The 23,942-nt window shown below is 45.3% G+C and carries 26 protein-coding genes and 1 pseudogene; 15 read left to right on the top strand and 12 right to left on the bottom strand.

The features are described 5' to 3' along the window. Window positions 1–9: 9 nt before the first annotated feature. The 6 genes from CL55_RS00955 to CL55_RS00980 are packed head-to-tail and all read left to right on the top strand — an operon-like array spanning window position 10 to window position 4,422. The gene (locus CL55_RS00955) at window positions 10–1,266 is read left to right on the top strand and encodes an NAD(P)/FAD-dependent oxidoreductase (RefSeq protein ID WP_046329471.1); all 1,257 of its coding nucleotides are present in this window, start codon (window positions 10–12) and stop codon (window positions 1,264–1,266) included. 9 nt (window positions 1,267–1,275) lie between these two features. Further along, window positions 1,276–1,530, top strand: a complete 255-nt coding sequence (locus CL55_RS00960) for a MoaD/ThiS family protein (RefSeq protein WP_046329472.1) — start codon at window positions 1,276–1,278, stop codon at window positions 1,528–1,530. 4 nt (window positions 1,531–1,534) lie between these two features. After that, window positions 1,535–1,846 (top strand): hypothetical protein, encoded by a 312-nt coding sequence (locus CL55_RS00965; RefSeq protein ID WP_046329473.1) that lies wholly within the window; start codon window positions 1,535–1,537, stop codon window positions 1,844–1,846. Between the two features lie 38 nt (window positions 1,847–1,884). After that, window positions 1,885–3,120, top strand: coding sequence for a bifunctional glutamate N-acetyltransferase/amino-acid acetyltransferase ArgJ (gene argJ / locus CL55_RS00970; RefSeq protein WP_046329474.1), 1,236 nt, complete (start codon window positions 1,885–1,887; stop codon window positions 3,118–3,120). Between the two features lie 11 nt (window positions 3,121–3,131). Next, the gene (locus tag CL55_RS00975; protein ID WP_046329475.1) at window positions 3,132–3,992 is read left to right on the top strand and encodes an ATP-binding protein; all 861 of its coding nucleotides are present in this window, start codon (window positions 3,132–3,134) and stop codon (window positions 3,990–3,992) included. Window positions 3,993–4,005: 13 nt separating this feature from the next. Beyond that, the gene (locus tag CL55_RS00980) at window positions 4,006–4,422 is read left to right on the top strand and encodes an NUDIX domain-containing protein (RefSeq protein ID WP_046329476.1); all 417 of its coding nucleotides are present in this window, start codon (window positions 4,006–4,008) and stop codon (window positions 4,420–4,422) included. Here the strand turns inward: CL55_RS00980 and zapD are convergent. From zapD to CL55_RS01010, 6 genes are read right to left on the bottom strand one after another with little or no spacing between them, the layout of a single operon-like run. After that, complete coding sequence (zapD, locus tag CL55_RS00985; RefSeq protein WP_046329477.1) at window positions 4,419–5,171, bottom strand: cell division protein ZapD; 753 nt, start codon at window positions 5,169–5,171, stop codon at window positions 4,419–4,421. The two genes, CL55_RS00980 and zapD, sit on opposite strands and share 4 nt — an antisense overlap. Window positions 5,172–5,182: 11 nt before the next feature. Next, window positions 5,183–5,869 carry a dephospho-CoA kinase gene (gene coaE / locus CL55_RS00990; RefSeq protein ID WP_082091859.1) on the bottom strand — a complete coding sequence of 229 codons (687 nt, stop codon included), beginning with the start codon at window positions 5,867–5,869 and terminating at the stop codon, window positions 5,183–5,185. Beyond that, complete coding sequence (locus tag CL55_RS00995; protein WP_046329478.1) at window positions 5,824–6,324, bottom strand: prepilin peptidase; 501 nt, start codon at window positions 6,322–6,324, stop codon at window positions 5,824–5,826. The genes coaE and CL55_RS00995 overlap by 46 nt, the downstream gene beginning before the upstream one ends. Beyond that, window positions 6,324–7,382, bottom strand: a complete 1,059-nt coding sequence (locus CL55_RS01000; protein ID WP_046329479.1) for a type II secretion system F family protein — start codon at window positions 7,380–7,382, stop codon at window positions 6,324–6,326. Before CL55_RS01000 ends, CL55_RS00995 begins: the two co-directional genes overlap by 1 nt. Before the next feature lie 5 nt (window positions 7,383–7,387). After that, window positions 7,388–8,458, bottom strand: coding sequence for a GspE/PulE family protein (locus tag CL55_RS01005; protein WP_046329480.1), 1,071 nt, complete (start codon window positions 8,456–8,458; stop codon window positions 7,388–7,390). Next, window positions 8,455–9,744: an HlyC/CorC family transporter gene (locus CL55_RS01010; RefSeq protein WP_046329481.1), complete on the bottom strand. Its 1,290-nt coding sequence runs from the start codon at window positions 9,742–9,744 to the stop codon at window positions 8,455–8,457. The genes CL55_RS01005 and CL55_RS01010 overlap by 4 nt, the downstream gene beginning before the upstream one ends. A 207-nt stretch (window positions 9,745–9,951) precedes the next feature. On the opposite strand from CL55_RS01010, the gene CL55_RS01015 reads away from it, so the two are divergent. Next, a complete protein-coding gene (locus CL55_RS01015; protein ID WP_237150515.1) occupies window positions 9,952–10,356 on the top strand; it encodes a methylated-DNA--[protein]-cysteine S-methyltransferase in 405 nt (134 codons plus the stop codon). Here the strand turns inward: CL55_RS01015 and CL55_RS01020 are convergent. Next, entirely contained in the window at window positions 10,353–11,342 is a 990-nt protein-coding gene (locus CL55_RS01020) for a squalene/phytoene synthase family protein (protein ID WP_205621279.1), read from the bottom strand. The two genes, CL55_RS01015 and CL55_RS01020, sit on opposite strands and share 4 nt — an antisense overlap. Before the next feature lie 108 nt (window positions 11,343–11,450). Here CL55_RS01020 and CL55_RS01025 point away from each other — a divergent pair, with 108 nt between their 5' ends. Both CL55_RS01025 and CL55_RS01030 read left to right on the top strand, forming a co-directional pair. Beyond that, on the top strand, window positions 11,451–12,884 hold the full coding sequence (locus CL55_RS01025; RefSeq protein ID WP_046329483.1) for a high affinity choline transporter 1: 1,434 nt from the start codon (window positions 11,451–11,453) through the stop codon (window positions 12,882–12,884). A gap of 82 nt (window positions 12,885–12,966) precedes the next feature. Then, window positions 12,967–13,986 carry a 2-dehydropantoate 2-reductase gene (locus CL55_RS01030; RefSeq protein ID WP_046329484.1) on the top strand — a complete coding sequence of 340 codons (1,020 nt, stop codon included), beginning with the start codon at window positions 12,967–12,969 and terminating at the stop codon, window positions 13,984–13,986. Between the two features lie 121 nt (window positions 13,987–14,107). On the opposite strand, the gene CL55_RS01035 is transcribed toward CL55_RS01030, so the two are convergent. Continuing rightward, window positions 14,108–14,875, bottom strand: a complete 768-nt coding sequence (locus tag CL55_RS01035) for a fumarylacetoacetate hydrolase family protein (RefSeq protein WP_046329485.1) — start codon at window positions 14,873–14,875, stop codon at window positions 14,108–14,110. Between the two features lie 55 nt (window positions 14,876–14,930). On the opposite strand from CL55_RS01035, the gene CL55_RS01040 reads away from it, so the two are divergent. Further along, the gene (locus tag CL55_RS01040) at window positions 14,931–15,866 is read left to right on the top strand and encodes a glycine reductase (protein WP_046329486.1); all 936 of its coding nucleotides are present in this window, start codon (window positions 14,931–14,933) and stop codon (window positions 15,864–15,866) included. Here CL55_RS01040 and CL55_RS01045 read toward each other — a convergent pair. Beyond that, on the bottom strand, window positions 15,863–16,867 hold the full coding sequence (locus CL55_RS01045) for a polyprenyl synthetase family protein (RefSeq protein ID WP_046329487.1): 1,005 nt from the start codon (window positions 16,865–16,867) through the stop codon (window positions 15,863–15,865). The genes CL55_RS01040 and CL55_RS01045 overlap by 4 nt on opposite strands. A gap of 75 nt (window positions 16,868–16,942) precedes the next feature. On the opposite strand from CL55_RS01045, the gene rplU reads away from it, so the two are divergent. From rplU to proB, 4 genes and pseudogenes are all read left to right on the top strand, one after another. Then, a complete protein-coding gene (gene rplU / locus CL55_RS01050; protein WP_041484800.1) occupies window positions 16,943–17,254 on the top strand; it encodes a 50S ribosomal protein L21 in 312 nt (103 codons plus the stop codon). 34 nt (window positions 17,255–17,288) lie between these two features. Beyond that, complete coding sequence (gene rpmA, locus CL55_RS01055; RefSeq protein WP_015420374.1) at window positions 17,289–17,549, top strand: 50S ribosomal protein L27; 261 nt, start codon at window positions 17,289–17,291, stop codon at window positions 17,547–17,549. An 87-nt stretch (window positions 17,550–17,636) separates the two neighbouring features. Continuing rightward, window positions 17,637–18,731, top strand: a complete 1,095-nt coding sequence (obgE, locus tag CL55_RS01060; protein ID WP_046329488.1) for a GTPase ObgE — start codon at window positions 17,637–17,639, stop codon at window positions 18,729–18,731. An 11-nt stretch (window positions 18,732–18,742) separates the two neighbouring features. After that, window positions 18,743–19,537, top strand: a pseudogene (gene proB, locus CL55_RS01065) (glutamate 5-kinase); the annotation flags it as partial. 32 nt (window positions 19,538–19,569) lie between these two features. Here proB and CL55_RS01070 read toward each other — a convergent pair. Together CL55_RS01070 and CL55_RS01075 are read right to left on the bottom strand one after the other, a co-directional pair. Next, window positions 19,570–20,139 (bottom strand): CNP1-like family protein, encoded by a 570-nt coding sequence (locus CL55_RS01070; RefSeq protein WP_046329490.1) that lies wholly within the window; start codon window positions 20,137–20,139, stop codon window positions 19,570–19,572. Then, complete coding sequence (locus CL55_RS01075) at window positions 20,136–20,732, bottom strand: RNA pyrophosphohydrolase (protein WP_046331046.1); 597 nt, start codon at window positions 20,730–20,732, stop codon at window positions 20,136–20,138. Before CL55_RS01075 ends, CL55_RS01070 begins: the two co-directional genes overlap by 4 nt. A 50-nt stretch (window positions 20,733–20,782) precedes the next feature. Here CL55_RS01075 and CL55_RS01080 point away from each other — a divergent pair, with 50 nt between their 5' ends. Next, window positions 20,783–22,525: a proline--tRNA ligase gene (locus CL55_RS01080; RefSeq protein WP_046329491.1), complete on the top strand. Its 1,743-nt coding sequence runs from the start codon at window positions 20,783–20,785 to the stop codon at window positions 22,523–22,525. Between the two features lie 19 nt (window positions 22,526–22,544). Here the strand turns inward: CL55_RS01080 and ffh are convergent, their stop codons facing one another. Next, window positions 22,545–23,927 carry a signal recognition particle protein gene (gene ffh / locus CL55_RS01085; RefSeq protein ID WP_046329492.1) on the bottom strand — a complete coding sequence of 461 codons (1,383 nt, stop codon included), beginning with the start codon at window positions 23,925–23,927 and terminating at the stop codon, window positions 22,545–22,547. Window positions 23,928–23,942: the final 15 nt, after the last annotated feature.

The following is a 23,942-nucleotide window of genomic DNA, read 5'->3' on the forward strand; positions in this document are numbered from 1 at the left end:
AATCTTTAGATGAAGCACCTTATATTAGGTAATGGTCCTGCGGGGGTGATTGCCGCAGAGACTATTCGTAAGCGCGCACCCTTTGATCAAATTGTCATGATTGGTTCTGAAGATGTGCCACCCTATTCGCGGATGGCAATTCCCTATTTATTAATGGGAAACATCCAAGAGTCAGGAACTTACTTGCGTAAAGATCCTCAGCACTTTGATAAGTTAAAGATTGAGCAGTTAAATGGTCGTGTTGATGCTGTAGATTGCAAGGCTAAGGAGCTATTCCTTCAGGGAGGAGCTCGAATTGCTTTCGATAAGCTGCTGATTGCAACAGGCTCTATCCCTGTCCAGCCGCCTATTCCAGGAATTCAATTACCGGGAGTACATACCTGTTGGACGATGGAGGATGCTCGGTCTATTGCATCTATCGCTAGGCCAGGAATCCGCGTGCTGCAGATGGGCGCAGGTTTTATTGGATGTATTATTTTAGAGGCCTTAGCTAGGCGAGAGGTGCAGCTGACAGTAGTAGAAATGGGTGACCGAATGGCGCCCAGAATGATGACCGAGCTTGCTGGCGGCATGATTAAAGATTGGGTTCAATCTAAAGGTATTGAAGTGTTTACAAGGACTCGAGTTGAAGAAATCAGTTCATCCGGTTCTGCTCTGAGCGTTAAGCTCTCGAATGGCAAAGTCCTTGAGGTCGATCTTGTCATCTCTGCAACGGGAGTAAGGCCAAATATTGAATGCCTAAAAAAATCAGGGCTCGAGATTAATACTGGCGTTCTAGTAAATGAGCATATGCAAACATCACATCCTGATATTTATGCCGCGGGTGATGTTGCTGAGGGAATTGATTTTTCTACTGGGAATAGAATTGTCAATGCAATTCAGCCTAATGCAGCAGATCAAGCGCGAATTGCAGGTATTGCAATGACTGGCGGAGGCGCCCAAAGCCTTGGAGCTTTACAAATCAATGTGCTAGATACGCTAGGGTTAATTTCATCCTCATTTGGATTATGGGCTGGTGCAAAAGATGGCGATCATGTAGAAATTGTTGATCGCGACCATTTCAAGTATCTTCGTTTAGAGTTTTTAGACGATGTCTTGATTGGCGCTACTTGTGTAGGGAGTACGGATCACATAGGAGTGTTACGAGGTCTCATTCAATCTAAGACCCGACTGGGTGAATGGAAGTCACATTTATTGCGTGATCCAACGCAAGCAATGGAAGCTTACTTGGCAAAAGGGCAAGCACAATCGACCTGGATGAATTAAGCTTTACCCATGCAAATTACCTTGAAGTTGTTTGCCAGTTTGGCAAGTTATTTACCACCCTCCAAAAAGAATGGAATTGAGGCAGATATCGTGGTTCCCGAAGGCAGCACTATCGGCGACATGATTGAGTTCTATAAAATTCCTAGTAAATCTGCCCACTTGGTTATGGTAAATGGGGTTTATGTAAACCCAGATCAGCGTTTTTCTTATGTTCTCAAAGAAAACGATGCCCTCGCAATTTGCCCTCCAGTAGCAGGCGGCTAACTCCTTGTCTGGCGGTGGTGTTTTTGAGGCAAGGCGTGAAATGGGGTGTACTCCAGAGGATTTGCTGCGCTGGCTTCCTGAAGCCTTGGGAGATTTATATCCAGAAACTTCACTCACGCTTGATAATCAAAGACTCCTTATCGCGGAGCCTCCTCGGATTAGGATGGATGGGACAAACTTAAAAAGTCGCAAGATTGCTCTTTTAATGATTCCAGTCCTTGAGCTCGTGATAACTTTTGATGAATCCTTTTCTGCTGGGCAGATTGAATCCATCTTGGGTCGCTTTGATCTTTATACTCGAAGAGGTGGCGGATAACGCTATTCCTTTCAACACCCTTTGCCTCAGATTCTTATATGACAGTTAACTTACCACTCCCCCAAAAAGACCAACTAAAGCCTGTCAAAGGTTTTCAGATGGGCATCGCTGAAGCTGGAATCAAAAAAGCCAATCGCAAGGATTTATTGGTGATGACCTTAGTCCCTGGCTCACAAGTTGCCGGTGTTTTTACCTTAAATCGTTTCTGCGCTGCGCCGGTTCAGGTTTGCCGAGAGCATTTGGCTTTAGATGGTTCTAAAGGCGAGATTCGCGCTTTGGTGGTCAATACCGGTAATGCCAATGCAGGTACTGGTGAGCGAGGCATGCAAGATGCTTTAGCAACTTGTACTGAGTTAGCCAAAGAGCTCAAGATTAATCCAGAGCAAATTCTTCCGTTTTCAACGGGTGTGATTCTTGAGCCGTTGCCAATTAATAGGTTGATTGCTGGATTGCCTAAGGCAGTCGCCAATCTAGGCGAAGACCATTGGCTTGATGCGGCAGAAGCTATCATGACAACGGATACGCAGCCTAAGGCGACATCAGTGATAGTGCAGACTCCAGCTGGGCCCGTGACTATTACTGGTATCTGTAAGGGCGCAGGAATGATTCACCCTAATATGGCAACCATGTTGGGATTCATCACAACTGATGCTGGTTTTGCACAGGGCCTACTTGATGCCTTGACTCAAGAGGTTGCCGATCAATCATTTAACGCCATTACGATTGATGGTGATACTTCGACAAATGACTCATTCATCATCATGGCAACTGGCCAATCAGCCGTGCAGATTAAATCAGCAGATGATGTTAGTTATGGCGTAGTTCGGACTGCGTTAATTGATCTCGCACGTAAGCTTGCTCAAATGATTGTGCGAGATGGTGAGGGAGCAACAAAATTTATTACGATTGATGTGCAAGGCGGCAAGACTGAAGAGGAGTGTCGTTTAGTAGCAGAGGCAATCGCCCACTCACCTTTAGTAAAGACAGCTTTCTTTGCGAGTGACCCTAACTTAGGCCGTATTCTTGCTGCGATTGGCTACGCTGGCATTACTGATCTTGATGTAAACCAAGTACAAATGTGGCTTGGAGATGTGTGGGTTGCCAAGAATGGTGGCCGCAATCCTGATTACCAAGAGGTCGATGGTCAGAGAGTAATGCAGGCGCCAGAAATTACTATCAAGATTAATCTAGGTCGCGGATTGGCCCAGCAGACAATGTGGACTTGTGATCTATCGCATGACTACGTTTCCATTAATGCTGATTACCGCTCATAGGAATTCGTTACATGAATGAAAAATTAGAGCAACTCTTAAGTCATCTTGAAACGTTTCTGCCTAAAGCATTGACTGAAGAGCAGTGGAAATCTTCAACTGCTTTTAGATGGCGTCGTCGTGATAGCATCTTTGGAAGCATTGGATTTTTGCAGCCAGTAAAGCATGTTGCTGATATCTCCTTTGAAGATCTAAAAAATATCGATCGTCAACGTGATGCAATTCGTGACAACACGAAAAATTTTATTCAGAAGAAGCCAGCTAATAATATTTTGTTAACGGGCGCACGTGGGACTGGAAAGTCGTCGCTCATCAAAGCCAGCTTACATGAGTTTGCTACCCAAGGCTTGCGCTTAGTTGAAGTTGAAAAAGAGCATCTGGCTGATTTGGCTGACATCACAGATTTATTGGCTGATCGGCCAGAGCGGTTCATTATTTTTTGTGATGACCTTTCATTTGAGGATGGTGAATCTGGTTATAAGGCGATGAAGTCGGCTTTGGATGGCTCTGTATCAGCTCAGGTAGACAATATTTTGATTTATGCCACCTCTAACCGACGCCATCTCTTACCTGAATATATGAAGGACAACGAGGGTTATGTTCATGGTGATGATGGAGAAATTCACCCTGGTGAAGTCGTAGAGGAAAAAATTTCTTTATCAGAGCGTTTTGGCTTATGGCTTTCTTTCTATCCACCAAAACAAGATGAGTATCTAGAAATTGTTGCCCATTGGTTACGCCATTTTGGTTTGAGTGATGCGCAGATTGAGGGTGCTAGAGCTGAGGCATTGGTCTGGGCTTTAGAGCGTGGTTCGCGGTCTGGTCGTGTGGCTTGGCAGTTTGCTAAGCACTGGGCTGGTTCACATGCCGCTTAATTACTGATGATGCATGAGTAATAGTAATCGCCCCGTGACGGAAGTTGCCGCTGGAATTCTGTTGGATGCGGAAGGTCGCTTTCTTATGGGTCAGCGTCCAGAGGGCAAACCTTATGCTGGCTATTGGGAAGTGCCGGGTGGAAAAATTGAGGCCGGTGAATCCGTATTCGCAGCACTAAAACGTGAATTACAAGAAGAGCTTGGAATAGACATTGAGTCTAGCGAAGAGCTGATTATCTTGGAGCATGACTACCCACATGCTTATGTACGCTTGCATGTCAGCATCATTCGAAAATGGACTGGTGTACCCACAGGTTGTGAAGGTCAGGCGCTCTCTTGGCAGATACTTGGAGATGCGCTTCCGACGGTAGAGCCCTTATTACCAGCTGCATGGCCCATGCTAGAAAAGCTTAAACATTTAAAGATTTAGAGCTGGCAGAGAGTTAGCCTAAAAGGCACATCCTTATTTATAGTCTGCGGCTTTTTATCTTGATCGATCTTCAAAAAGCGAATTGAAAGCAGATATTTATTGGCACTGATTTCTGAGAAGAGGGTGTCATCTTCAACAGCAATGCGCATTAATTGATATACCTTGCCTGATGGTGCCTGCTGGTAAGCACCTTGATGTGCCACAACATCTTTAGCCTCACCAGATTGACGAAGTAGCCTTAAGAAAATTTGGCAAGCTTCATGCCAGGGTAAAAGGGGTGCAACATATTTTTCTAACATCTCTCTACGTTGAGTCGAAGAAGTATTTTTCCAGGCATGGTAGCTAGGCAAATCAATTGGACTTGTTCCACCAGGAATATTTAGCCGAGTCCGAATAGCGTTAAGCCACTCACTCTCGGTAATTGCAGCATTGGGCTTACCGACAGACTGATTAATGTTTTGCGCAGCTTTGTCGATTTCAGACAGCGTCTGCGTAAGCGCTTCTTGGTCTACCTTTTGGGAGGACTTTAAGCCATTTAAGGCATATCTTTGGCGCTCAAATTCTTTTAGTAACAGGGATTTAATATCACCTCTAGAACCAATATCACCCAAGTCAAACAACATTGCAATCGCATTGTGATGTAGCTCGGGGTCATCTGATCGGAGGAAGTGGTTAAAGCGGGCAAACAAATACTCCAGCCGAAGCATGCTTCGAACTAATTCATTGAAGGGATATTCGTAGACAATCACAAGCCTATATTCTATGACGAACTTAAGGGTTCTTCTAAAATTTTGAGTAATTGTTGATGCAGTTTTAAAACCGCTGGTTTGAGCTCATCCAAGCTACCTTGATTTTCAATTACAGCATTAGCTGGAGTTAAACGAGCATTTCGGCTAGTTTGCGCGTTGAGAATCTTTTCCACCTCTGAGCGTGTCATATTGTTGCGGTGCATCACTCGTTGGATTTGGATTTCTTCTGGGCAATCCACCACCACAAGATAGTCAATGAGCTTGGTCCAAAACCCAGATTCAATGAGCAGGGGAACCACAAAAACAAGGTAAGGTACTCCAGACTTGGCTAGTTCAAGGGCTTGCTTGATAGTTTCCTCTTGAATCAAGGGGTGTGTGATGCGCTCTAAAGCCTGACGGGCGCTAGGATCATCGAAGACTACAGCCCGCATTTTGGGTCGATTAAGAGCGCCGTGAGTATCAATGAAGTCAGCACCAAAGGCCTCGGTAATCAGTGGAATGGCTTCTCCGCCCGGGGCAGTGATTTGATGTGAGATCTTATCTGTATCAATAATGCCAGCCCCATACCCGCCCAGCAGGGCACTAACTGCAGTTTTTCCAGATCCAATGCCACCTGTTAAGCCAATAAGAGGAATTTTCCCCTTCAAGGCTTTTAGATCAGTTTGGGCAGAATCAAAGTTTGAATGAGTTGAGGCCATAACAACTCAATGATGCCAGCAATAGCTAAAAAGGGGCCAAAAGGAAATGCTTCCCGTAAATGATGCCTACGCAATTTGAGCCAAATGATGCCACCCAGCATCCCTGTAACGGAAGCTATCAGGAGGATGCTAGGCAAGGTACTCCAGCCTAACCAGGCACCTAGTGCGGCCAAGAGTTTGGCATCTCCCATACCAATACCATCTCGGTTTTTCAGGAGACGATAGCCGGTATTCAATATCCATAGCAAACCATACCCTAGAAATGCTCCAATAAATGCCGAGCTTGGGTTGGTAAAGCGCAAGTCTGAGAATGCGTTAAAAGCAATACCTAAAGTGATCAAGGGGATAGTGATTGCATTCGGTAGGCGCATGGTGCGCCAATCGATGTGGGCTAAATACAGTAAAGCCAGTATCAAAAGAGATTGAATTATCCAGATGCTTGCTATGGAATCCACTAAACGATTTGTCCTAAATTAAAGATGGGTAGATATAGGATTATGACTAGGCTTCCAATAATGGCACCAACAAAAAGAATTAATGCTGGTTCTAAACTTTGACTGAGTGTATTGAGTCGGCTACTTAGTTGAGAGCCCAGAGTGGTGGCGCACTTATTTAACATTTCAGCCAATGCACCGCTTTCAGTGCCAACGTGAAGGAGTAGCAAAGTTTCTACGTCAAGAAGTCGTGATTTAGGATCTGCTCGTTTAAGCGATTCTCCCAATGGCCAGCCACGAGTAAGGTGTTTAAATATCTCCGCACTAAAGTCATGACTCACCCAGTGATTGGAAGATTGTGCGGTAACTCTTAGAGCATCTGGGAGCGGCAAACCTGTTTCCAATAAATGACCTAAGGTACGACACCAGTGACTCAAAATTGCTAGCCTAAATAGATTACCAAAAAATGGAATGCGCAATAAGAGTGCGTCACAATATTTTTGGAGTGAGATTGATTTGAGCCAGAGATAGAGAAAGCCTGTGGCTGCTAAGAGAATGCTAAGCAATATTCCTATAAAGTAATTTTGGATGCCTGTAGAAATAAAGATGAGGATTCTGGTTGGCGCTGGTAGTTCAGCCTGAAAATGTCCAAAGACTTCCTTAAATACGGGCACAACCCAGATCATCATGACCAAGACAAGCAAAAAAGATGTCGCTAAAGTAATAATGGGGTACGTTAGTGACTGCTGGATTTTTCTTCGTAACTCAATCTGGGCATCCAGTTGTTGTGAAATTGTGCGTAGCGCCAAGCCCAGATCGCCCGTTCTCTCGCTTACTCTAATAAGGTTAGAAAACTCTGGGGAGAATTTTCCATCTTGCGCACTTAGACAAAAAGAAAAACTATTACCTTTTTGAAGCAGTTCACGAACATCCTCTAACCAAGCCTGCCAGGATTTTGGTGCAGACTGAATTAATAGCTGGATAGCATTGAGTAAGGGAAGGCCAGCTTGAAGAAGAACGAGCATCTGTTGCGCAAAATGTAGCTGCTCAGACTTGCTGAGCTTTCTTTTAAAAAGCATTTAGGCTAATGCCAAGTGCCAAGCTCGGCATCTAGCGATATCTGATCTATTAATCCAGAATCAAGCAAATGTATTCCTGCAGAGTAGATATCTAACGCTTGAGCTGATTCAAATAACTGTTTACTTCCCAAAACCTCATGGACGCCAATGCGCCCGAAATAGCCTGACCCCTTGCAAAGCTTGCAGTTCCCTTTACTTAGAATAGGATTGCATTGATTACAGCGTTTACGAATTAACTTTTGAGAGCTGACGCAACGAAGACAAGATTCAATAGATTCTTGATCTACCCCGAGGTTTTTGAGTCGGCTTAAAGCGCCAATGGCATTACGTGTATGAAGGGTGCTTAAAACCAAATGTCCTGTTTGTGCTGCTTGAATGGCCAGCTGCGCAGTTGCAGAATCCCGTATTTCACCAATCATGATGACGTCCGGATCTTGTCGCAAGAGTGCGCGAATAATGGTTGGAAAATCTAAGCCTGATTTTGGGTGATAAGCCACTTGATTTATCCCGGGCAGCCGGATTTCAATTGGATCTTCGACTGAACAAATATTGCGTTGCACTTGATTCAATGAGCTCAAGCAGCTGTATAAGGTTCGCGTCTTACCGCTCCCGGTAGGTCCCGTTACCAGAATTAATCCATTGGTCTGACGAATAGCTTCTTTAACCATTTCCAGTTGCTCTGGTAGTAGGCCAATTTGATCTAGCACCAACTCTTCTAGGCGGCTAGGCAAAATACGTACTACCGCTTTTTCACCATGCAATGTGGGAAGAATGGATACTCGGCAATCAATGTTGGGGTGACTAAAGTCGTAGCCAATCACAAGGCGACCATCTTGAGGTAAACGTTTTTCTGCAATATCAAGACGCGCCAATACTTTGATGCGCGTAATTAGACGCTCATGAAAATCAATGGGGTATTGGTTTTGTAAGGTGAGAAGGCCATCAATTCTCGTGCGTATTATTGTTTCTTGAGATCTCGCCTCAATATGAATATCCGTAGCCCGATGATTTAATGCATCAACAGTAATATCATGCCAGGTCCGAATAATGTGAGAGTCATGCAGTAATTCACTCAATCTTGATTCGGTTGAGAAAGGGGTTGATATAGCTTCACTGTTTTTACGCCATGCTCATCAAACTGTACGATTTCCATCACTACGCCAGCAATTCGAATGCTGACATCGTAATCAGGAATTGCTTCGAGCTTTTCTAGGATCAGGCCATTTAAGGTGCGCGGCCCATCAAGCGGGAGATCCAATTTCAGAAGGCGATTTAAATCTCGTAATGAGGCGGTACCGCTAGCAAGGTAAGTGCCATCAGCTAGCCAATGAGGATCGTTAGAAAGATTGGAGAATGAAGTGGTGAACTCGCCGATAAGTTCTTCAACGATATCTTCAAAAGTGACTAAACCAAGGACTTCGCCATATTCATTTACTACTAAGCTTAATCGCTGTTGGTTATCTTGAAAGAATTGCATTTGCTGAAGAACGGGTGTCCCACTAGGAATGAAGTAGGGCTCATTGAGTAGAGATCTGAAGTCTTCATGAAGAAGCTCTGCATTGCCTAGTAATGAGAGTGTTTTTTTCACAGACAGAATTCCAACAATGCGCTCAGAGTCGCCATCACATACTGGAAGTTTATTGTGATAACAGGTTTCTAATTGTTCGATTACCTCGTCAATAGGCCGAGAGAGATCTAGCACTTCGATCTTAGAGCGCGGCGTCATCACATCATCAACCAAAATATTTTCAAGATTGAAAAGATTTAACAAGATATTGCGATGATGCGTAGAAACAAAGCGATTAGATTCCAAAACTAAGCTACGCAATTCTTCTTTGCTCATCACCCCGTTATCAGTCGACGCTTGTAATCCTGAGACCTTCATCAACCTTGATACGAAGCTATTAATAAACCAGAGTAGCGGCTTAAGTACATAGGTAAGAGGGAGAATGAACCAGCCAACATTGCTCGCAATTTTCTCTGGAAAGGCTGCACCGATCACTTTCGGGGTGATCTCGCTAAAAATAATGATGAGTAGTGCAACAACCAATGTAGCAATTGATAACACTAGGCCGCTATCGCCAAAAATATGTAAAGCAATGCCGGTAACTAAGATTGGTAGGATGGTATTGATGAGATTATTGGATATCAGCAATACTGAAAGTAGTGAATCCATCCGCTTTAATAGTCGTTCGGCAAGCGCAGCTCCAGCGTTACCGCCATGAGCCATCGCCCGAAGACGATGACGATTGGATGAAAGCATGCTGGTTTCGGCCATAGAAAATAAGCCGGATAGTGCGAGTAAAAATAGGACTAATGCGACTTGGCTAATAAAAGGCCATTCATCAAAAAAAGTGTCCATCAGCTATACCTGCAAAGAATAAGGAACAATCAATATAGCAAAGTGCCATTTCACTAGCTATAGCTTTATCGGAATCCTGTATGAATTTATCCCTCAATCTGTGTCAGAATCTTCCGCATGCCCACTCTTAAATCAGCTGAGTATTGCGTGATATCCACCCCCTTTGGGCGTCTAGGCGTGCAAACAGAGCTAGTGGACGGGAGTTTGATGATCTCAAAAATCGATTATCTGCCGCCAGATGTTGCCTTGATTCCTCCAGGAAATGCGTTAGCAAAAACTTTCTCAAAACAGTGTGCCCAATACTTTAATGACGCTTCATCAACATTTGATGTTCCGCTCAAGCCTGCTGGAACAGCCCACCAGCAAAAAGTCTGGAATACCACTCTAGGCATTGAGGCGGGAAAGACAATCACCTATGGTGAGATTGCAAAAAAGATTAAAAGCGGACCTCGTGCCGTTGGGACTGCTTGCGGAGCCAATCCTTACCCGTTGGTGACCCCGTGCCATAGAGTAGTTTCTGCACAAGGTCTTGGGGGTTTTATGAAGGAAGATAGCCCAGGTTTTTATCGCCAGATCAAAATTTGGCTCTTAAAGCATGAGGGTGCGCTCTAATAATTCCTTGCCGAGAGTTTTCTGAGTTGCTTAGATGCTGCAGAAAAGAAGGATTTCATCAAGAATGTATTCCCGGCCGCAATCTTCGTGAAGGCATAGAAAATCCAAACGGAATTTCTAGAAAGCTTCATCTCAGACCGATTGCTAAATTCTTCTCTACTAGCAATTTTTTCAAGCGTCATGACGGCAAGCCCAAAGGCTAGAAAGCAGAAGCGTCTCATACCTATTTCATTTTCCGGAAGCAAAATAATGTAGCTCATTGAGTCTTGAAGTTTTTTGTGGGCAATCTTTAGAAGCTCTGCTTGGCTCATCTTCGCTGGCTTCCAGGAGACTCCACGTGCATGGTCCTCCGGTGAGTCTTTCAGAATATTAGTCATTTGTAAGGCTTGACCAAAAGCGATGGCTAACTGCTCATGACCTTGAATGCGTTTTGCAAACTCAGGGGAATAATGGCTAAAGATGTCTGTGAGCAACTCTCCCACTACGCCGGCTACTACATAGCAATACTTTTCAAATTCTGCGAGATCTTTTAGTCCCGCTTGCGTTTGTCGATTATGAAAATGGGACATACCATCAGACATAATCGAAACACAGCGATTAATGGCAGCTTGATCCCTATCTGGGAAAGTGTGCAAAATGCGAAGAACAGTAGGGGTATGCGCGATCAAATCAAGCTCATCAACATTGGAATAGCCCCTTAAGGCATCTAGGCAGGGGCTTACAAATGATGCTACTGGAATAGTTCCTAACGTTGCCTCTAAAAATAGCTTAGATAAGCGCTGCTTTTCTGCTGGATTGAGTTCAGCCGCATCCTCGATGGTGTCGACAATACGACACAGTAAATAGGTGTTGCCGACCACTACTTCAATTGCTGGTGGCAATAGAGGGATTGTGAGCGCAAAAGTACGCGATACAGAACCTAAAATCGCCTTTTGATAGGCTAAATCGCTATTGAGGTTCTCTGTAAGGTGGATGGCTGAATTCACCCCTGAATTATGTCAGACCAGCATGCCCAAATTTAGCTCTAGTTGCTTAAATGACATAAGTAACAAAGCCATATAATTTGTGCAAATTCCAGAAGGAGAAATTAGGCGATGTTGATTTGGTTTGTCATCATCTATTGGGTGGTTTCTGTAGGCATTGGCCTATGGGCTGCGCTACGAGTCAAAAACACTGCTGACTTTGCTGCGGCAGGTCATAGCCTTCCTTTGCCTATTGTTACTGCAACCGTATTTGCTACTTGGTTTGGCTCAGAGGCGGTTTTAGGTATTCCTGCAACCTTCCTAAAGGAGGGTTTAGGAGGAATCGTATCTGACCCCTTTGGCTCATCTTTATGCCTCATATTAGTTGGCCTGTTTTTTGCTCGTCACCTCTATAACCGTCGAATGCTCACTATCGGTGATTTCTTTAGGGAGAAATACGGTCGTACCGTTGAGGTGCTGGTTACCCTTTGTATTGTGGTTTCTTATTTAGGCTGGGTTTCAGCTCAAATTAAAGCCCTCGGCTTGGTCTTTAATGTAGTTTCCGACGGCAGTATCACGCAAACGGCTGGTATGTTGATTGGTGCTGGGAGTGTGCTGATTTATACATTGTTTGGCGGCATGTGGTCGGTAGCCATAACCGATTTCATTCAAATGATCATCATTGTGGTGGGCATGCTCTACATTGGTGGGGAGATGACAACCCAAGCGGGCGGGATGGGTATAGTTTTTGATCATGCACTTGCAGCAGGTCAATTTTCTAATTTTTGGCCTGATATGAACCTTGCTTCCATTCTGGGTTTTACTGCGGCTTTGTGCACCATGATGTTGGGTTCCATTCCCCAGCAAGATGTCTTTCAGCGGATTACCTCCTCTAAGAACGTCAATATTGCAGTTCAGGCAGCATTATTGGGTGGAGTCTTGTATTTCGTATTTGCTTTTGTGCCGCTATACCTGGCCTATTCAGCAACCATCATTAGCCCTACTTTGGTAAAGCAGTACATAGACACTGACCCACAAATGATTTTGCCTAAGCTGATCTTGAATCATGCTCCATTGATTGCGCAGGTGATGTTTTTCGGTGCCTTACTGTCGGCAATTAAGAGTTGTGCCAGTGCCACTTTGTTAGCGCCCTCTGTCACTTTCGCTGAAAATATTGTGCGAGGGTTTTTTAAGCATTTATCTGATCAAGACTTACTGAAGATTATGCGAATCACCGTTCTATGCTTCACGGTGGCAGTAACCTTTTTTGCGATTAATTCAGAGCTGTCTATTTTTAAGATGGTTGAAAATGCCTACAAGGTCACGCTAGTAGCAGCTTTTGTGCCACTGGCATTTGGCGTGTATTGGTCAAGAGCAAATTCTTTGGGTGGCTTATTGGCTGTTTTAGGGGGGTTAGTGACGTGGATTGGCTGCGAAATCATTGCTCCGACAGCAATCCTACCCCCTCAATTGGCTGGCCTTTTGGCCAGCATTATCGGCATGCTATTGGGTGGATTAATGGTAAGACCAAGGTCAATATCAAGCTCAGAAGCATTGGATAAGTAGGACCTCATTATTTTATTGCACCCCTAAATGTTCTCCTCTAATATGAGATCAATTCAAAATTTCTTATCTTTATGGAGTTCCTATGAAAATCTGTGTGATCGGTGGAGGGGGTGCGATTGGCGGCTATCTTGCTGTCATGTTGGCACGAGCCGGTAATGACGTTACGGTAGTCGCGCGTGGCGCCACCTTGGCTGCAATCAAAGAGCGCGGCCTTGCATTAATTATGGACGACCAACCTGAGCCTTTAGTAGCGCAGGTAAAAGCAGTTGAAAAAATTCGGGATGCCGAAACACCAGACGTGGTGATTTTGGCGGTGAAAGCCCACCAGGTTGAGCCAGTCATTGAAGATCTTGCTGCAATCATGGGCCCAGAAACAATCTTAATTCCGATGCAAAACGGAATTCCTTGGTGGTATTTCCAGAAGTTGGGTGGCGACTATCAGGATCACTCTGTTGAGACGGTTGATGCGGGTGGTGTTGCCAAGAATGCAATCAATCCCAATAACATCATTGGTTGCGTAGTGTATCCAGCAACCTTTACACAAGCTCCAGGTGTGATTCGTCACGTTGAAGGCAATCGCTTTCCTTTAGGCGAGTTGGACGGTAATCAGACCGAGCGTATTCAGAAGGTATCTGAAATGATGTCGGCAGCTGGATTCAAGTCACCTATCTTGGAAGATATTCGCTCTGAGATTTGGTTGAAATTGTGGGGCAACATGACTTTTAATCCCATCAGCTCTCTGACTCATGGAACATTGGAAGGCATTTGCCAATATCCACTTACTAAAGAGTTGGCTCGCAATATGATGGCTGAAGCACAAACTATTGCTGAGAAGTTGGGTGTTACTTTTCGTGTGGACATTGAACGTCGTATTGCTGGTGCAGAAAAAGTTGGCAAACATAAGACCTCTATGTTGCAGGACTTGGAAGCAGGCCGTAGTTTGGAGATTGATGCTTTGTTAGGTTCTGTAATTGAGCTTGGCCAGATTACCAAAATACCAACACCATGCCTCAATACAGTCTTTGCTTTAACAAAGTACCTTGATGAGAATGTCCAAGCCTCTAAAGGCAGCTTGGCATTACCATCTGTCTCTGGTTACTAAAATATATAGAAGTATTTAGATTTAATCTCTAAATTAGTAGGACATTAAAAAACCCTCACCATGAAACATGGTGAGGGTTTTTGTTTTGAGATTTTAGTTTTAGAACAACAGCTTTGATAGGCTATTCGAAGCGATTATCTAGGCGTCCAACACCATCAATAATGATGCTGACATTGCTACCAGGCTTCATTGAGCCAACACCAACAGAGGTACCACAGGCGATGATGTCGCCAGCCTGCAGTGGGACGTCTTGAGAAATCAAGCTAACCAATTTTGCAGGCGCAAAAATCATATCTGCGATAGGGTAGTTCTGACGCTCTTGATCATTCAAAATGGTTTTGATTGTTAACTTACTTGGATCTACATCAGTAGTGATGTATGGGCCGAAGACCCCAAAGGTATTGAAACTCTTTGAGCGTGTCCACTGTGCGTAGCCGGGATCGCGATTCAAAATTTCGATTGCAGTGACATCGTTAATGCAGGTGTAACCAAAAATAGCATGAGCTGCTTGAGCCTCATCTACTTCATGACAGGCTTTACCGATGACAATGCCCAGTTCACCCTCATAAACCACTTTTCCAGAGTAAGACTTGGGAGTGCGAATCACTTGATTGGCTGCCAAGAAAGAATTATTGCCTTTCAGAAAATACAAGGGCTCTGCTGGCACGGCATGCTCAAGCTTGGTAACTAGTGCATGAAAGTTATCCACCATAGCAACCATCTTAGATGGGGTGCAGGGGATATCGAGAGTGACATCAGATAGTTTTAATGTCTCGCCAGTAGCTTGCGGCTTATTAAATAGATCACCGGTGTGCACGGCAACCTGATCACCTTGTACTTGTCCTAAGCCGGTCTTGCCTTGATGTTGAAACCTGAGCCATTGAGCCATAATAAATCCTCCTGACGGTTAATATTTATAAGCAATATCTTACAGGGATGGATTGATGGTTAAGCATTCTGAATTACTTTTTGCGCCTGAATTAGATCAATCAGTTCGCTATATTGAACGTACCCGTAATTACTATCTTGGTTTGGGGTATGAAACACCTTATGTTTGGGCGCATTACCTTGGTGTGCCTTTTACTCCCTTGCAAAAATCTCTTAGTCAATCAACCCTCGGTTTAGTGACTACTGCCGTACCCTTTGATGCCAGTAAGGGCCCACAAGGACCTGGTGCACCTTATAACGCTGCCGCTAAGTTTTATGACCCCTATGTATGCTCGATTGATGAGAATATAGACTTACGTATTGCCCATGTCGGTGTTGATAGGCTCAATGCCAATATGCAGGACAGTAATTGTTGGTTTCCAATTAGTGCAGCGAAACGGGCTGTTGCAAAGGGGCGCATTCAATCCCTATCTCAGCATTTTTACGGTTTGCCAACCAATCGCAGCCAGCGCCATACTCTGGAAATTGATGCACCCTTCATTCTGAGCAAGATGCGCGCAGATCACGTTGACCTTGCTGTATTAATTCCAAATTGCCCGATTTGTCACCAAAGTCAAAGCTTATTGGCGCGTTATTTGGAGGAGGCTGGTATCCCCACAGTCATCATGGGCGCGGCGAAAGATATTGTGGAGTATTGCGGTGTACCACGTTTGCTCTTTAGTGACTTTCCGCTGGGCAATGCTGCAGCGCTCCCTGATAATGAGCCATCTCAAGATTCGAATTTTGAATTAGCGCTGCGTTTGCTAGAAAGCGCTCCAAGCGCACGTACAACGGTGCAGTCACCCTTAGTCTGGGATTCCGACGCTTCTTGGAAATTAGACTATTCCAATCTAGAGCGTCTGAGTGCTGAGGAAATTACACGTTTGCGTGATGAAGCGGAAAAGGCGCGTATTACAGCGCGTGATATCAGAATGAAAAGTGTTGGCGCTTAGGTCTGCCTAGACAAGGAGTATGTACTCAAGGCATGTAGCGCTGTTGTCGCTTCATTTTGAGGAAACTCTTTAAGGCATTCGAGTGCCAGATCAACTTCGCGCTTCGCGGCAGCTTGGGTGTAATCCAGGGCTCCAGAATTTTGAACCGCACTCAGAATCTGTTGGAAAACATCATCCGGCAAATCTTGATTTTGTTCAATTGCTGCACGAACCAGTAAGCGCTCTTCGGTGCTACCGTTTTCAAGGAGATAAATGAGCGGCAACGTAGGTTTGCCTTCTCTTAAATCATCACCAGCATTTTTTCCCATTTGAGATGCGTCTGCGGTGTAATCCAGCAAGTCATCCATTAGCTGGAAAGCAGTACCAATATGGCGACCAAAGGCAGCTGACTGCTCTCTTTGTTTGTCATTAGCACCCGACAAAATCGCCCCAAGCTCTGTGGATGCTTCAAATAATTTTGCGGTTTTATAGCGAATGACCCGTAGATAGCTTTCTTCATCCACCTCAGGGTCGTTCATATTGAGGAGTTGCAAAACCTCTCCTTCGGCTATCGTATTAGTGGCATTGGACAGGATTTCCATGACTCGCAGGTCATTGGGGCCCACCATCATCTGAAAGGCTCTTGAATACAGAAAATCGCCCACCAGCACGCTCGCGGCATTACCAAAAGCAGCATTGGCGGTTTCTCGACCCCTTCTCAGGGTGGATTCATCGACAACATCATCATGCAGTAGAGTGGCTGTGTGGATAAATTCCACTACCGCGGCTAGTTCTAAGGCATGCGGACTTACTGCGCCATTGGCTAAAGCCTTGCTGACCAAGAGCAAGAGAGCAGGCCTAACCCGTTTTCCACCCGCCTTGATGATGTAGGAGGAGATTTGATCAATTAAGGCAACTTTTGAGGCTAAACGCAGGCGAATAACCTCGTCTAAGGCCTTGAAATCTAAGGCAATTGGGGCCAAAATTTGGCTTAATTCGTTGGTTTTGACAGTGCTCTTCATGCAAGATATAATAATCGGCTTAGCTCATCCAGGGTGGATTAGCTTAAATGTAGATATTAATTGAGGTTTCACACCATGTACGCGGTCATAAAAACCGGTGGCAAACAGTATAAAGTTGCTGCAGGCGAAAAATTGAAAATAGAACAGATACCAGCGGAAATCGGCAGCGAAATCACTCTTGACCAAGTCTTAGCCGTAGGCGAAGGCGCTTCACTCAAATTGGGTGATCCATTGGTTAATGGTGCAGCTGTGATGGCCACTGTCGTCTCCCAGGGACGTCACGATAAAGTGACAATCTTTAAGATGCGCCGTCGCAAGCATTATCAAAAGCACCAAGGCCATCGTCAGAATTACACAGAAATTCTGATTAACACGATTAAAGCCTAATTTAGGCTAACGGCTCAATAGCAGGAGAAAAGATATGGCACAGAAAAAAGGCGGCGGCTCGACACGAAATGGCCGCGACTCAGAATCGAAACGCTTAGGCGTTAAAGTTTTTGGAGGCGAGCAAATCAACGCTGGCAGCATCATTATTCGTCAACGTGGTACACGAGTTCATCCGGGTATGAACGTTGGTATTGGTAAAGATCACACTTTGTTTGCCCTAGTTGACGGACAAGTGGAATTTGGCGTTAAGGGTGCTTTGAAGAAGGCCCAGGTTTCAGTTCTCCCGCGTTCATAAGACGCCTGACTGAGACACGTTTGATTCAGATTTATTCCGAATTTAACTCTTAGGAACAGGCCTCGCTAAGCGAGGCCTTTTTTATTCATGAAATTTATAGATGAAGCCCGTATTGAAGTCATAGCTGGCCAAGGTGGCGCCGGGAGTGCCTCTATGCGCCGCGAAAAGTTTATTGAATTTGGTGGTCCTGATGGTGGTGACGGTGGCAAAGGCGGAAGCGTTTGGGCTACTGCGGATCGGAACATCAACACCTTAATTGACTATCGCTACGCTAAAACGCACACCGCAAAAAATGGTGAGCCTGGTCGTGGCGCTGATTGCTACGGTCGCGCGGGCGACGACATTGAACTGCGTATGCCAGTTGGTACGATTATTTCCGATTATGAAACTGGTGAGCCGATTGCTGACTTAACTACTCACGGTGAGCGTCTTTGTTTGGCGCAGGGCGGTGTTGGTGGTTGGGGAAATATTCACTTTAAGAGTAGTACGAACCGTGCTCCTAGGCAGAAAACAAATGGCAAAGAGGGCGAGCGCCGTAAGCTCAAGCTGGAATTAAAGGTATTGGCTGACGTAGGTTTGCTAGGTATGCCTAATGCTGGTAAATCGACTTTGATTACGGCTGTATCTAATGCGCGTCCAAAGATTGCAGATTATCCATTTACAACCTTGCACCCAAATTTAGGGGTGGTACGTGTAGGCGCTGAGCGTAGTTTTGTGATTGCTGACATTCCGGGATTAATTGAAGGTGCTGCTGAAGGTGCTGGTCTGGGACATCGTTTCTTAAGACACTTGCAACGTACTGGTGTGCTGTTGCATTTAGTAGATATTGCACCATTTGATGACAATATTGATCCAGTGGCAGACGCTGTTGCTATCGTGAATGAGTTGCGTAAGTACGATGAAGCTCTGGTTGAAAAACCACGTTGGCTGGTATTAAACAAAGTCGATATGATTCCGGAAGAAGATCGCAAAAAGGTGGTTACAGATTTTATTAAACGGTTTAAGTGGAAGGGTCCGGTATTTGAGATCTCCGCTCTGACAGGCTTGGGTTGCGATAAGTTGTGCTACTCATTGCAGGATTATTTAGACTCTATTCGTAAGGATAGGGATGATGAAGATGAGCGTGCTGCTGATCCGCGATATCAAGAGCAAGCTCAGCCAGAAGATAAAACTCCAGATTAAGCAGTAGTCATTTGAGATCCGTATTGGTTATGAACACTCAGAAAGCTAAAAGAATCGTCGTGAAAGTAGGCTCAAGCCTAGTCACCAATAATGGTGAGGGCTTGGATCATGCTGCAATTGCTATGTGGGCTGACCAAATGGCCGCCTTATTAGCTGATGGTCATGAGGTGCTGATGGTCAGTTCTGGCGCGATTGCTGAAGGAATGCAGCGTCTTGGTTGGACTAAGCGCCCAACAGAAATTCATCAGCTACAAGCGGCGGCTGCGGTTGGTCAAATGGGTTTGGTTCAGGTTTACGAAAGTTGTTTTGCACGTTTTAATTTACGTAGCGCGCAGGTCTTGTTAACTAATGCTGATTTGGCAGATGCTGAGCGTAATGCCAATGCCAAGGCAACTTTAGATACCTTGCTCAAGCTCGGTGTTGTTCCCATCATCAACGAAAACGATACTGTAGTTACTGATGAAATTAAATTTGGCGATAACGACAGCTTAGCTGCTTTGGTAACGAATCTCATCCATGCGGATTTATTAATAATCCTGACTGATCAGGGTGGCTTATATACTGCCGATCCTCGTCAAGATGCTTCCGCCACTCTTTTAAGTGATGCTACTTCAGGTGACCCCGCTTTAGAAAAAATGGCTGGTGGTGCTGCAAGTCAGTTAAGTAAGGGCGGCATGTTGACTAAAGTATTGGCTGCGAAAGTCGCCGCTCTAACAGGCGCAGATACTGTCATTGCTTCTGGGCACGAGCCTCAGGTTCTCACTCGTTTGATGTGTGGTGAAAAAATCGGTACTTGCCTGACTGCTGGTTAAGCATAAATGATCACTTAATTCCGCATTTAATCGATCACACCATATGAATTGGTTGGCTTGATTTGCCCTGTAAATCCATTGGGATTCAGGGCATTAATAACAGTCTTAATATTTTTTTCTTGAGACGTAAAGTTACAAAAAGCACCTTGGGCTAATGAAGCTTGATAGCGATTGGGTACATTGCTCTGGATGGCGCGCCAAGTAGATAGTGGATTTTCTTTCCAAACTCCACTTTCAAAAGTGCCATATAGGCGCCATTGGAACGAGTCACAGCGAATACCTTCATATTGAACTTGGCTATTGCCATTAGGGCTTGTCAGAATCACGATGTATCTGGTGATGCCATCGTTACCAATCAAAATCGAATTGGTATCAACTGCAAACTTAAAAATGGTCTGTTGTGAGACATAAAAAGGTTGAGAAGTCGCATTGTTCGGGGGGTTCAGCGGCATCGCTGTTGCGCCCTCTTTAAAAACCATCGGGGCAAATGGATCAACACCACTTTCTAGGGGGTCGCCGGCACATCCCGCTAGAGCAAAACTAGTTACTAAGCCAAGAATTGAAATTCGAAGATTGCAAATAGAGAGTTTCATCATGGCTTATCGGTAGGTTTTGTTTCTGAAGGCTCATCTTCCTCACTCCCGTACAGGGATTGAAATAGGTCGAGCGGGGATCCCCAAGCAAGCTGTTGCATCCGCATGCCACGGGATAAATAGCGCGCAAGCTCAGAAAGGGCTAGTTGATAGACCTCGCGCTTGAAATCAATTACTGAATCGAGTTGGATCCAAAAAGGAGCCCAGCGCCAAGCATCGAACTCAGGATGCTCCGAAGCACGTAGGTGAATATCGCTATCTGAACCCACTAAACGAAGTAAAAACCAGATTTGCTTTTGGCCACGATAGCTTGCGCGATGATTTTTTGAGGTTTGCTGGCGGCGTAAGAATTCCTCCGGGACGTCATAACGAAGCCAGTCCCTGGTCCGTCCAATAATTTGGACATGTTCCGGCAGCAAGCCAACTTCCTCATGCAATTCGCGGTACATGGCCTGCTCTGGGCTCTCTCCATGTTGAATCCCGCCCTGCGGGAACTGCCACGAATGCTGCCCAACGCGTTTTCCCCAGAAAACCTCGTTATGGCTGTTAAGGATGACTATGCCGACATTGGGTCTATACCCTTCACGGTCAAGCATGAGATCGTGCCTCAAATCCTTTAAAATCAATGATTTGATTATATCCATACATGAAAGCTTCTCAATCATTTCTCGCCACGCTAAAAGAGGCCCCTTCAGACGCTGAGGTGGTATCGCACAAACTCATGGTACGCGCCGGTTTAATACGTAAGCTCAGCGCAGGTATTTATAACTATCTACCCTTGGGTTTGAAGTCGATTCGCAAGGTTGAAAATATTATTCGCGAAGAAATGAATCGTGCTGGCGCCATTGAGTTACTCATGCCAATGATTCAGCCTGCAGAGTTATGGCAAGAGACTGGTCGCTGGGAAAAGATGGGGCCAGAATTGCTTCGCATCAAAGATCGTCATGATCGTGATTTTTTAATTCAGCCAACCTCTGAAGAGGTAGTGACAGATTTAGCGCGTAACGAAATTAAAAGTTACAAACAGCTCCCAGTGAATTTTTATCAAATTCAGACTAAGTTCCGCGATGAGCGCCGCCCACGTTTTGGAATTATGCGCGGACGCGAGTTCAGTATGAAAGATGCCTATTCTTTTGATCGTGATGCTGAGGGCCTGAAGAAATCCTATCAAATCATGTTTGATGCTTACACTCGTATTTTCAAACGCATGGGCTTGAAGTTCCGTGCAGTCACGGCTGATAATGGTGCTATTGGTGGTTCTGGCAGTCAAGAATTTCATGTGATTGCCGATACTGGTGAAGACGCCATTGTGTATTGCCCCAATTCGGACTACGCCGCTAATCTTGAGGCTGCTGAGTCGGTCTCATTGATTGGTGTGCGTGCTGCAGCAGCTAATACTTTGACTAAAGTTGCGACACCAAATCAAACAAACTGTACAGAGGTTGCCCAGTTTTTAAACTTGCCACTAGAGCACACTGTGAAGTCCTTACTGTTTGCCGCCGATCAAGAAAAAGGTCCAGCAAAATTATTTATGGTGCTAGTGCGCGGTGACCATGAACTTAACGAAATCAAGGCAAGCAAGATTCCTGGTATGGCTGAATCACGCTTTGCCACTGAAGCTGAGATCAAGCAAGCATGTAATGCGCCGGCGGGTTATTTGGGTCCGGTTGGAGTTGCTGCTGATGTAACCGTAGTCACAGATCGCACCGTAGCTAATATGTCTGATTTTGTTTGCGGCGCTAATGATGCGGGACATCATTTGACCGGTGTGAACTGGGGTCGTGATTTGCCAGAGCCTTTGGTGATGGATTTGCGTAATGCTGTAGCGGGAGATCCTTCCCCTGATGGTAAAGGAGTTGTCGATATTTGCCGCGGCATTGAAGTGGGTCATGTATTCCAATTGGGTACGCGTTACTCTGAGGCTATGGGCTGCACTTACTTAGATCAGCAAGGTAAAGCACAGCCAATGGTGATGGGTTGTTATGGCATTGGTGTAACTCGCTTACTAGGTGCTGCAATCGAGCAGGGTAATGATGAGCGTGGAATCGTTTGGCCGATTTCGATGGCACCATTTGAAGTGGTGATTTGTCCGATGGGTTACGATAAATCAGAGGCAGTGAAAGCTGCTGCTGATCAATTACATGATGAATTAATTGCTACTGGAGTAGATGTTGTGCTCGATGATCGTGGCGAGAGACCGGGCGCGATGTTTGCTGACTGGGAGTTAATTGGCGTGCCCTTCCGTATAGTGATAGGCGATCGCGGTTTGGCAGATGCTCAAGTGGAATTCAAAGGTCGCACTGATGCTGAATCAGAGAATATCCCACTAGCAGAAATTAAAGCAAAAGTGATTACTGCAGTTGATGTAGCTAAAAAACTCGTTTCTTAAACCAAACAGTTTTTAACCATTATTTTTTAAAGAGTCCGCCAATGCCCTTGGCGGCTCCTTTAGCTGCCATGGAGGCCATGGTGCGAGCCATCTTGCCGCCCTTGAATTGCTTCATCATGGTTTGCATTTGCTCAAACTGAGCCAACAGGCGATTCACTTCTTGAACCTCAACGCCTGCACCAGCAGCAATACGACGCTTGCGAGTCGCTTTTAGCAATTCAGGTTTTGCGCGTTCTTTAGGTGTCATGCTATCGATAATGCCGCGCATGCGCTTTGTCTGTTTGTCAGCAGCGCTCATATTTGTTTTGGAGGCTGCTTGTGCCATATGACTTGGCAGCTTATCCATCAGGCTGGCCATACCGCCCATCTGTTGCATCTGTGCAAGTTGATCTCGGAAGTCGCCTAAATCAAAACCCCCTTTAGAAATCTTACTTGCCAGCTTTTCTGCTTTGGCAACATCGACGTTCTGCTGGGCTTGCTCAACTAGCGCAAGAATATCGCCCATGCCCAAAATACGAGTTGCCATTCTCTCGGCATCAAATGCTTCGAGACCATCCATTTTTTCGGCAACACCAATGAACTTGAGTGGCACGCCGGTAACCTGACGCACTGAAAGTGCTGCACCACCACGTGAATCGCCATCTAACTTGGTGAGGATTACACCAGTGAGCGGGAGTGCTTCATGGAAAGCTTTAGCTGTGTTGATGGCATCTTGACCCAGCATGGCATCAACCACAAACAGGGTTTCAATTGGATTGAGATTGGCATGCAAGGTTTTGATTTCTTGCATCAGCGCTTCATCAATACCGAGACGACCTGCTGTATCTACTAGAAGCACATCAAAATAATGGCGATGCGCCCAATCTAGAGCAGCAGCAGCGATTTCACTTGGCTTTTGATTGATATTGCTTGGGAAAAATTCAGCACCAACTTGTTTACTGACAGTTTCTAGCTGTTCAATAGCCGCAGGACGATAGACGTCACAAGAGACGGTCAGTACTTTCCTTTTCTTCTTTTCTTGCAGAAACTTGGCTAATTTACCAACTGATGTGGTTTTCCCTGCGCCCTGCAAGCCAGCCATGAGGATTACTGCTGGTGGTTGGGTTGCTAGATTCAGCTCGCCGCTTTGGGTAGCGTCACCTCGCATGACCTGGACCAGTTCGCGCTGAACAACACCAACCAGCGCTTGTCCTGGACTGAGGCTTCCAACCACTTCCTCGCCAAGGGCTTTAAATTTAATTTGCTCTAGCAGGGATTTAACGACTGGAAGCGCAACGTCCGCCTCCAGCAAGGCCAGGCGGATCTCCCGGAGCATTTCTGCAGTGTTCTCTTCGGTCAGGCGAGCTTGTCCTCGCATTGTTTTAACAACACGAGATAGGCGATCGGTGAGATTCTGTAGCATTTATCGATTAGACTT

The organism is Polynucleobacter duraquae (assembly GCF_000973625.1).
GTDB classification, from domain to species: domain Bacteria; phylum Pseudomonadota; class Gammaproteobacteria; order Burkholderiales; family Burkholderiaceae; genus Polynucleobacter; species Polynucleobacter duraquae.

What these genes read in the sequence shown, in the direction of transcription:
- CL55_RS01010 (WP_046329481.1), bottom strand. Translation starts at nt 9,744, where the DNA reads ATGGACACTTTTTTTGATGAATGGCCTTTTATTAGCCAAGTCGCATTA.
- CL55_RS01040 (WP_046329486.1), top strand. Translation starts at nt 14,931, where the DNA reads ATGGTTAAGCATTCTGAATTACTTTTTGCGCCTGAATTAGATCAATCA.
- argJ (WP_046329474.1), top strand. Translation starts at nt 1,885, where the DNA reads ATGACAGTTAACTTACCACTCCCCCAAAAAGACCAACTAAAGCCTGTC.
- CL55_RS01030 (WP_046329484.1), top strand. Translation starts at nt 12,967, where the DNA reads ATGAAAATCTGTGTGATCGGTGGAGGGGGTGCGATTGGCGGCTATCTT.
- CL55_RS01000 (WP_046329479.1), bottom strand. Translation starts at nt 7,382, where the DNA reads ATGCTTTTTAAAAGAAAGCTCAGCAAGTCTGAGCAGCTACATTTTGCG.
- CL55_RS00975 (WP_046329475.1), top strand. Translation starts at nt 3,132, where the DNA reads ATGAATGAAAAATTAGAGCAACTCTTAAGTCATCTTGAAACGTTTCTG.
- CL55_RS00980 (WP_046329476.1), top strand. Translation starts at nt 4,006, where the DNA reads ATGAGTAATAGTAATCGCCCCGTGACGGAAGTTGCCGCTGGAATTCTG.
- CL55_RS00960 (WP_046329472.1), top strand. Translation starts at nt 1,276, where the DNA reads ATGCAAATTACCTTGAAGTTGTTTGCCAGTTTGGCAAGTTATTTACCA.
- CL55_RS01025 (WP_046329483.1), top strand. Translation starts at nt 11,451, where the DNA reads ATGTTGATTTGGTTTGTCATCATCTATTGGGTGGTTTCTGTAGGCATT.
- obgE (WP_046329488.1), top strand. Translation starts at nt 17,637, where the DNA reads ATGAAATTTATAGATGAAGCCCGTATTGAAGTCATAGCTGGCCAAGGT.
- CL55_RS01045 (WP_046329487.1), bottom strand. Translation starts at nt 16,867, where the DNA reads ATGAAGAGCACTGTCAAAACCAACGAATTAAGCCAAATTTTGGCCCCA.
- coaE (WP_082091859.1), bottom strand. Translation starts at nt 5,869, where the DNA reads ATGGCCTCAACTCATTCAAACTTTGATTCTGCCCAAACTGATCTAAAA.
- ffh (WP_046329492.1), bottom strand. Translation starts at nt 23,927, where the DNA reads ATGCTACAGAATCTCACCGATCGCCTATCTCGTGTTGTTAAAACAATG.
- rplU (WP_041484800.1), top strand. Translation starts at nt 16,943, where the DNA reads ATGTACGCGGTCATAAAAACCGGTGGCAAACAGTATAAAGTTGCTGCA.
- CL55_RS01070 (WP_046329490.1), bottom strand. Translation starts at nt 20,139, where the DNA reads ATGATGAAACTCTCTATTTGCAATCTTCGAATTTCAATTCTTGGCTTA.
- CL55_RS01015 (WP_237150515.1), top strand. Translation starts at nt 9,952, where the DNA reads ATGATCTCAAAAATCGATTATCTGCCGCCAGATGTTGCCTTGATTCCT.
- CL55_RS01075 (WP_046331046.1), bottom strand. Translation starts at nt 20,732, where the DNA reads ATGCTTGACCGTGAAGGGTATAGACCCAATGTCGGCATAGTCATCCTT.
- CL55_RS01080 (WP_046329491.1), top strand. Translation starts at nt 20,783, where the DNA reads ATGAAAGCTTCTCAATCATTTCTCGCCACGCTAAAAGAGGCCCCTTCA.
- CL55_RS01035 (WP_046329485.1), bottom strand. Translation starts at nt 14,875, where the DNA reads ATGGCTCAATGGCTCAGGTTTCAACATCAAGGCAAGACCGGCTTAGGA.
- CL55_RS00955 (WP_046329471.1), top strand. Translation starts at nt 10, where the DNA reads ATGAAGCACCTTATATTAGGTAATGGTCCTGCGGGGGTGATTGCCGCA.
- rpmA (WP_015420374.1), top strand. Translation starts at nt 17,289, where the DNA reads ATGGCACAGAAAAAAGGCGGCGGCTCGACACGAAATGGCCGCGACTCA.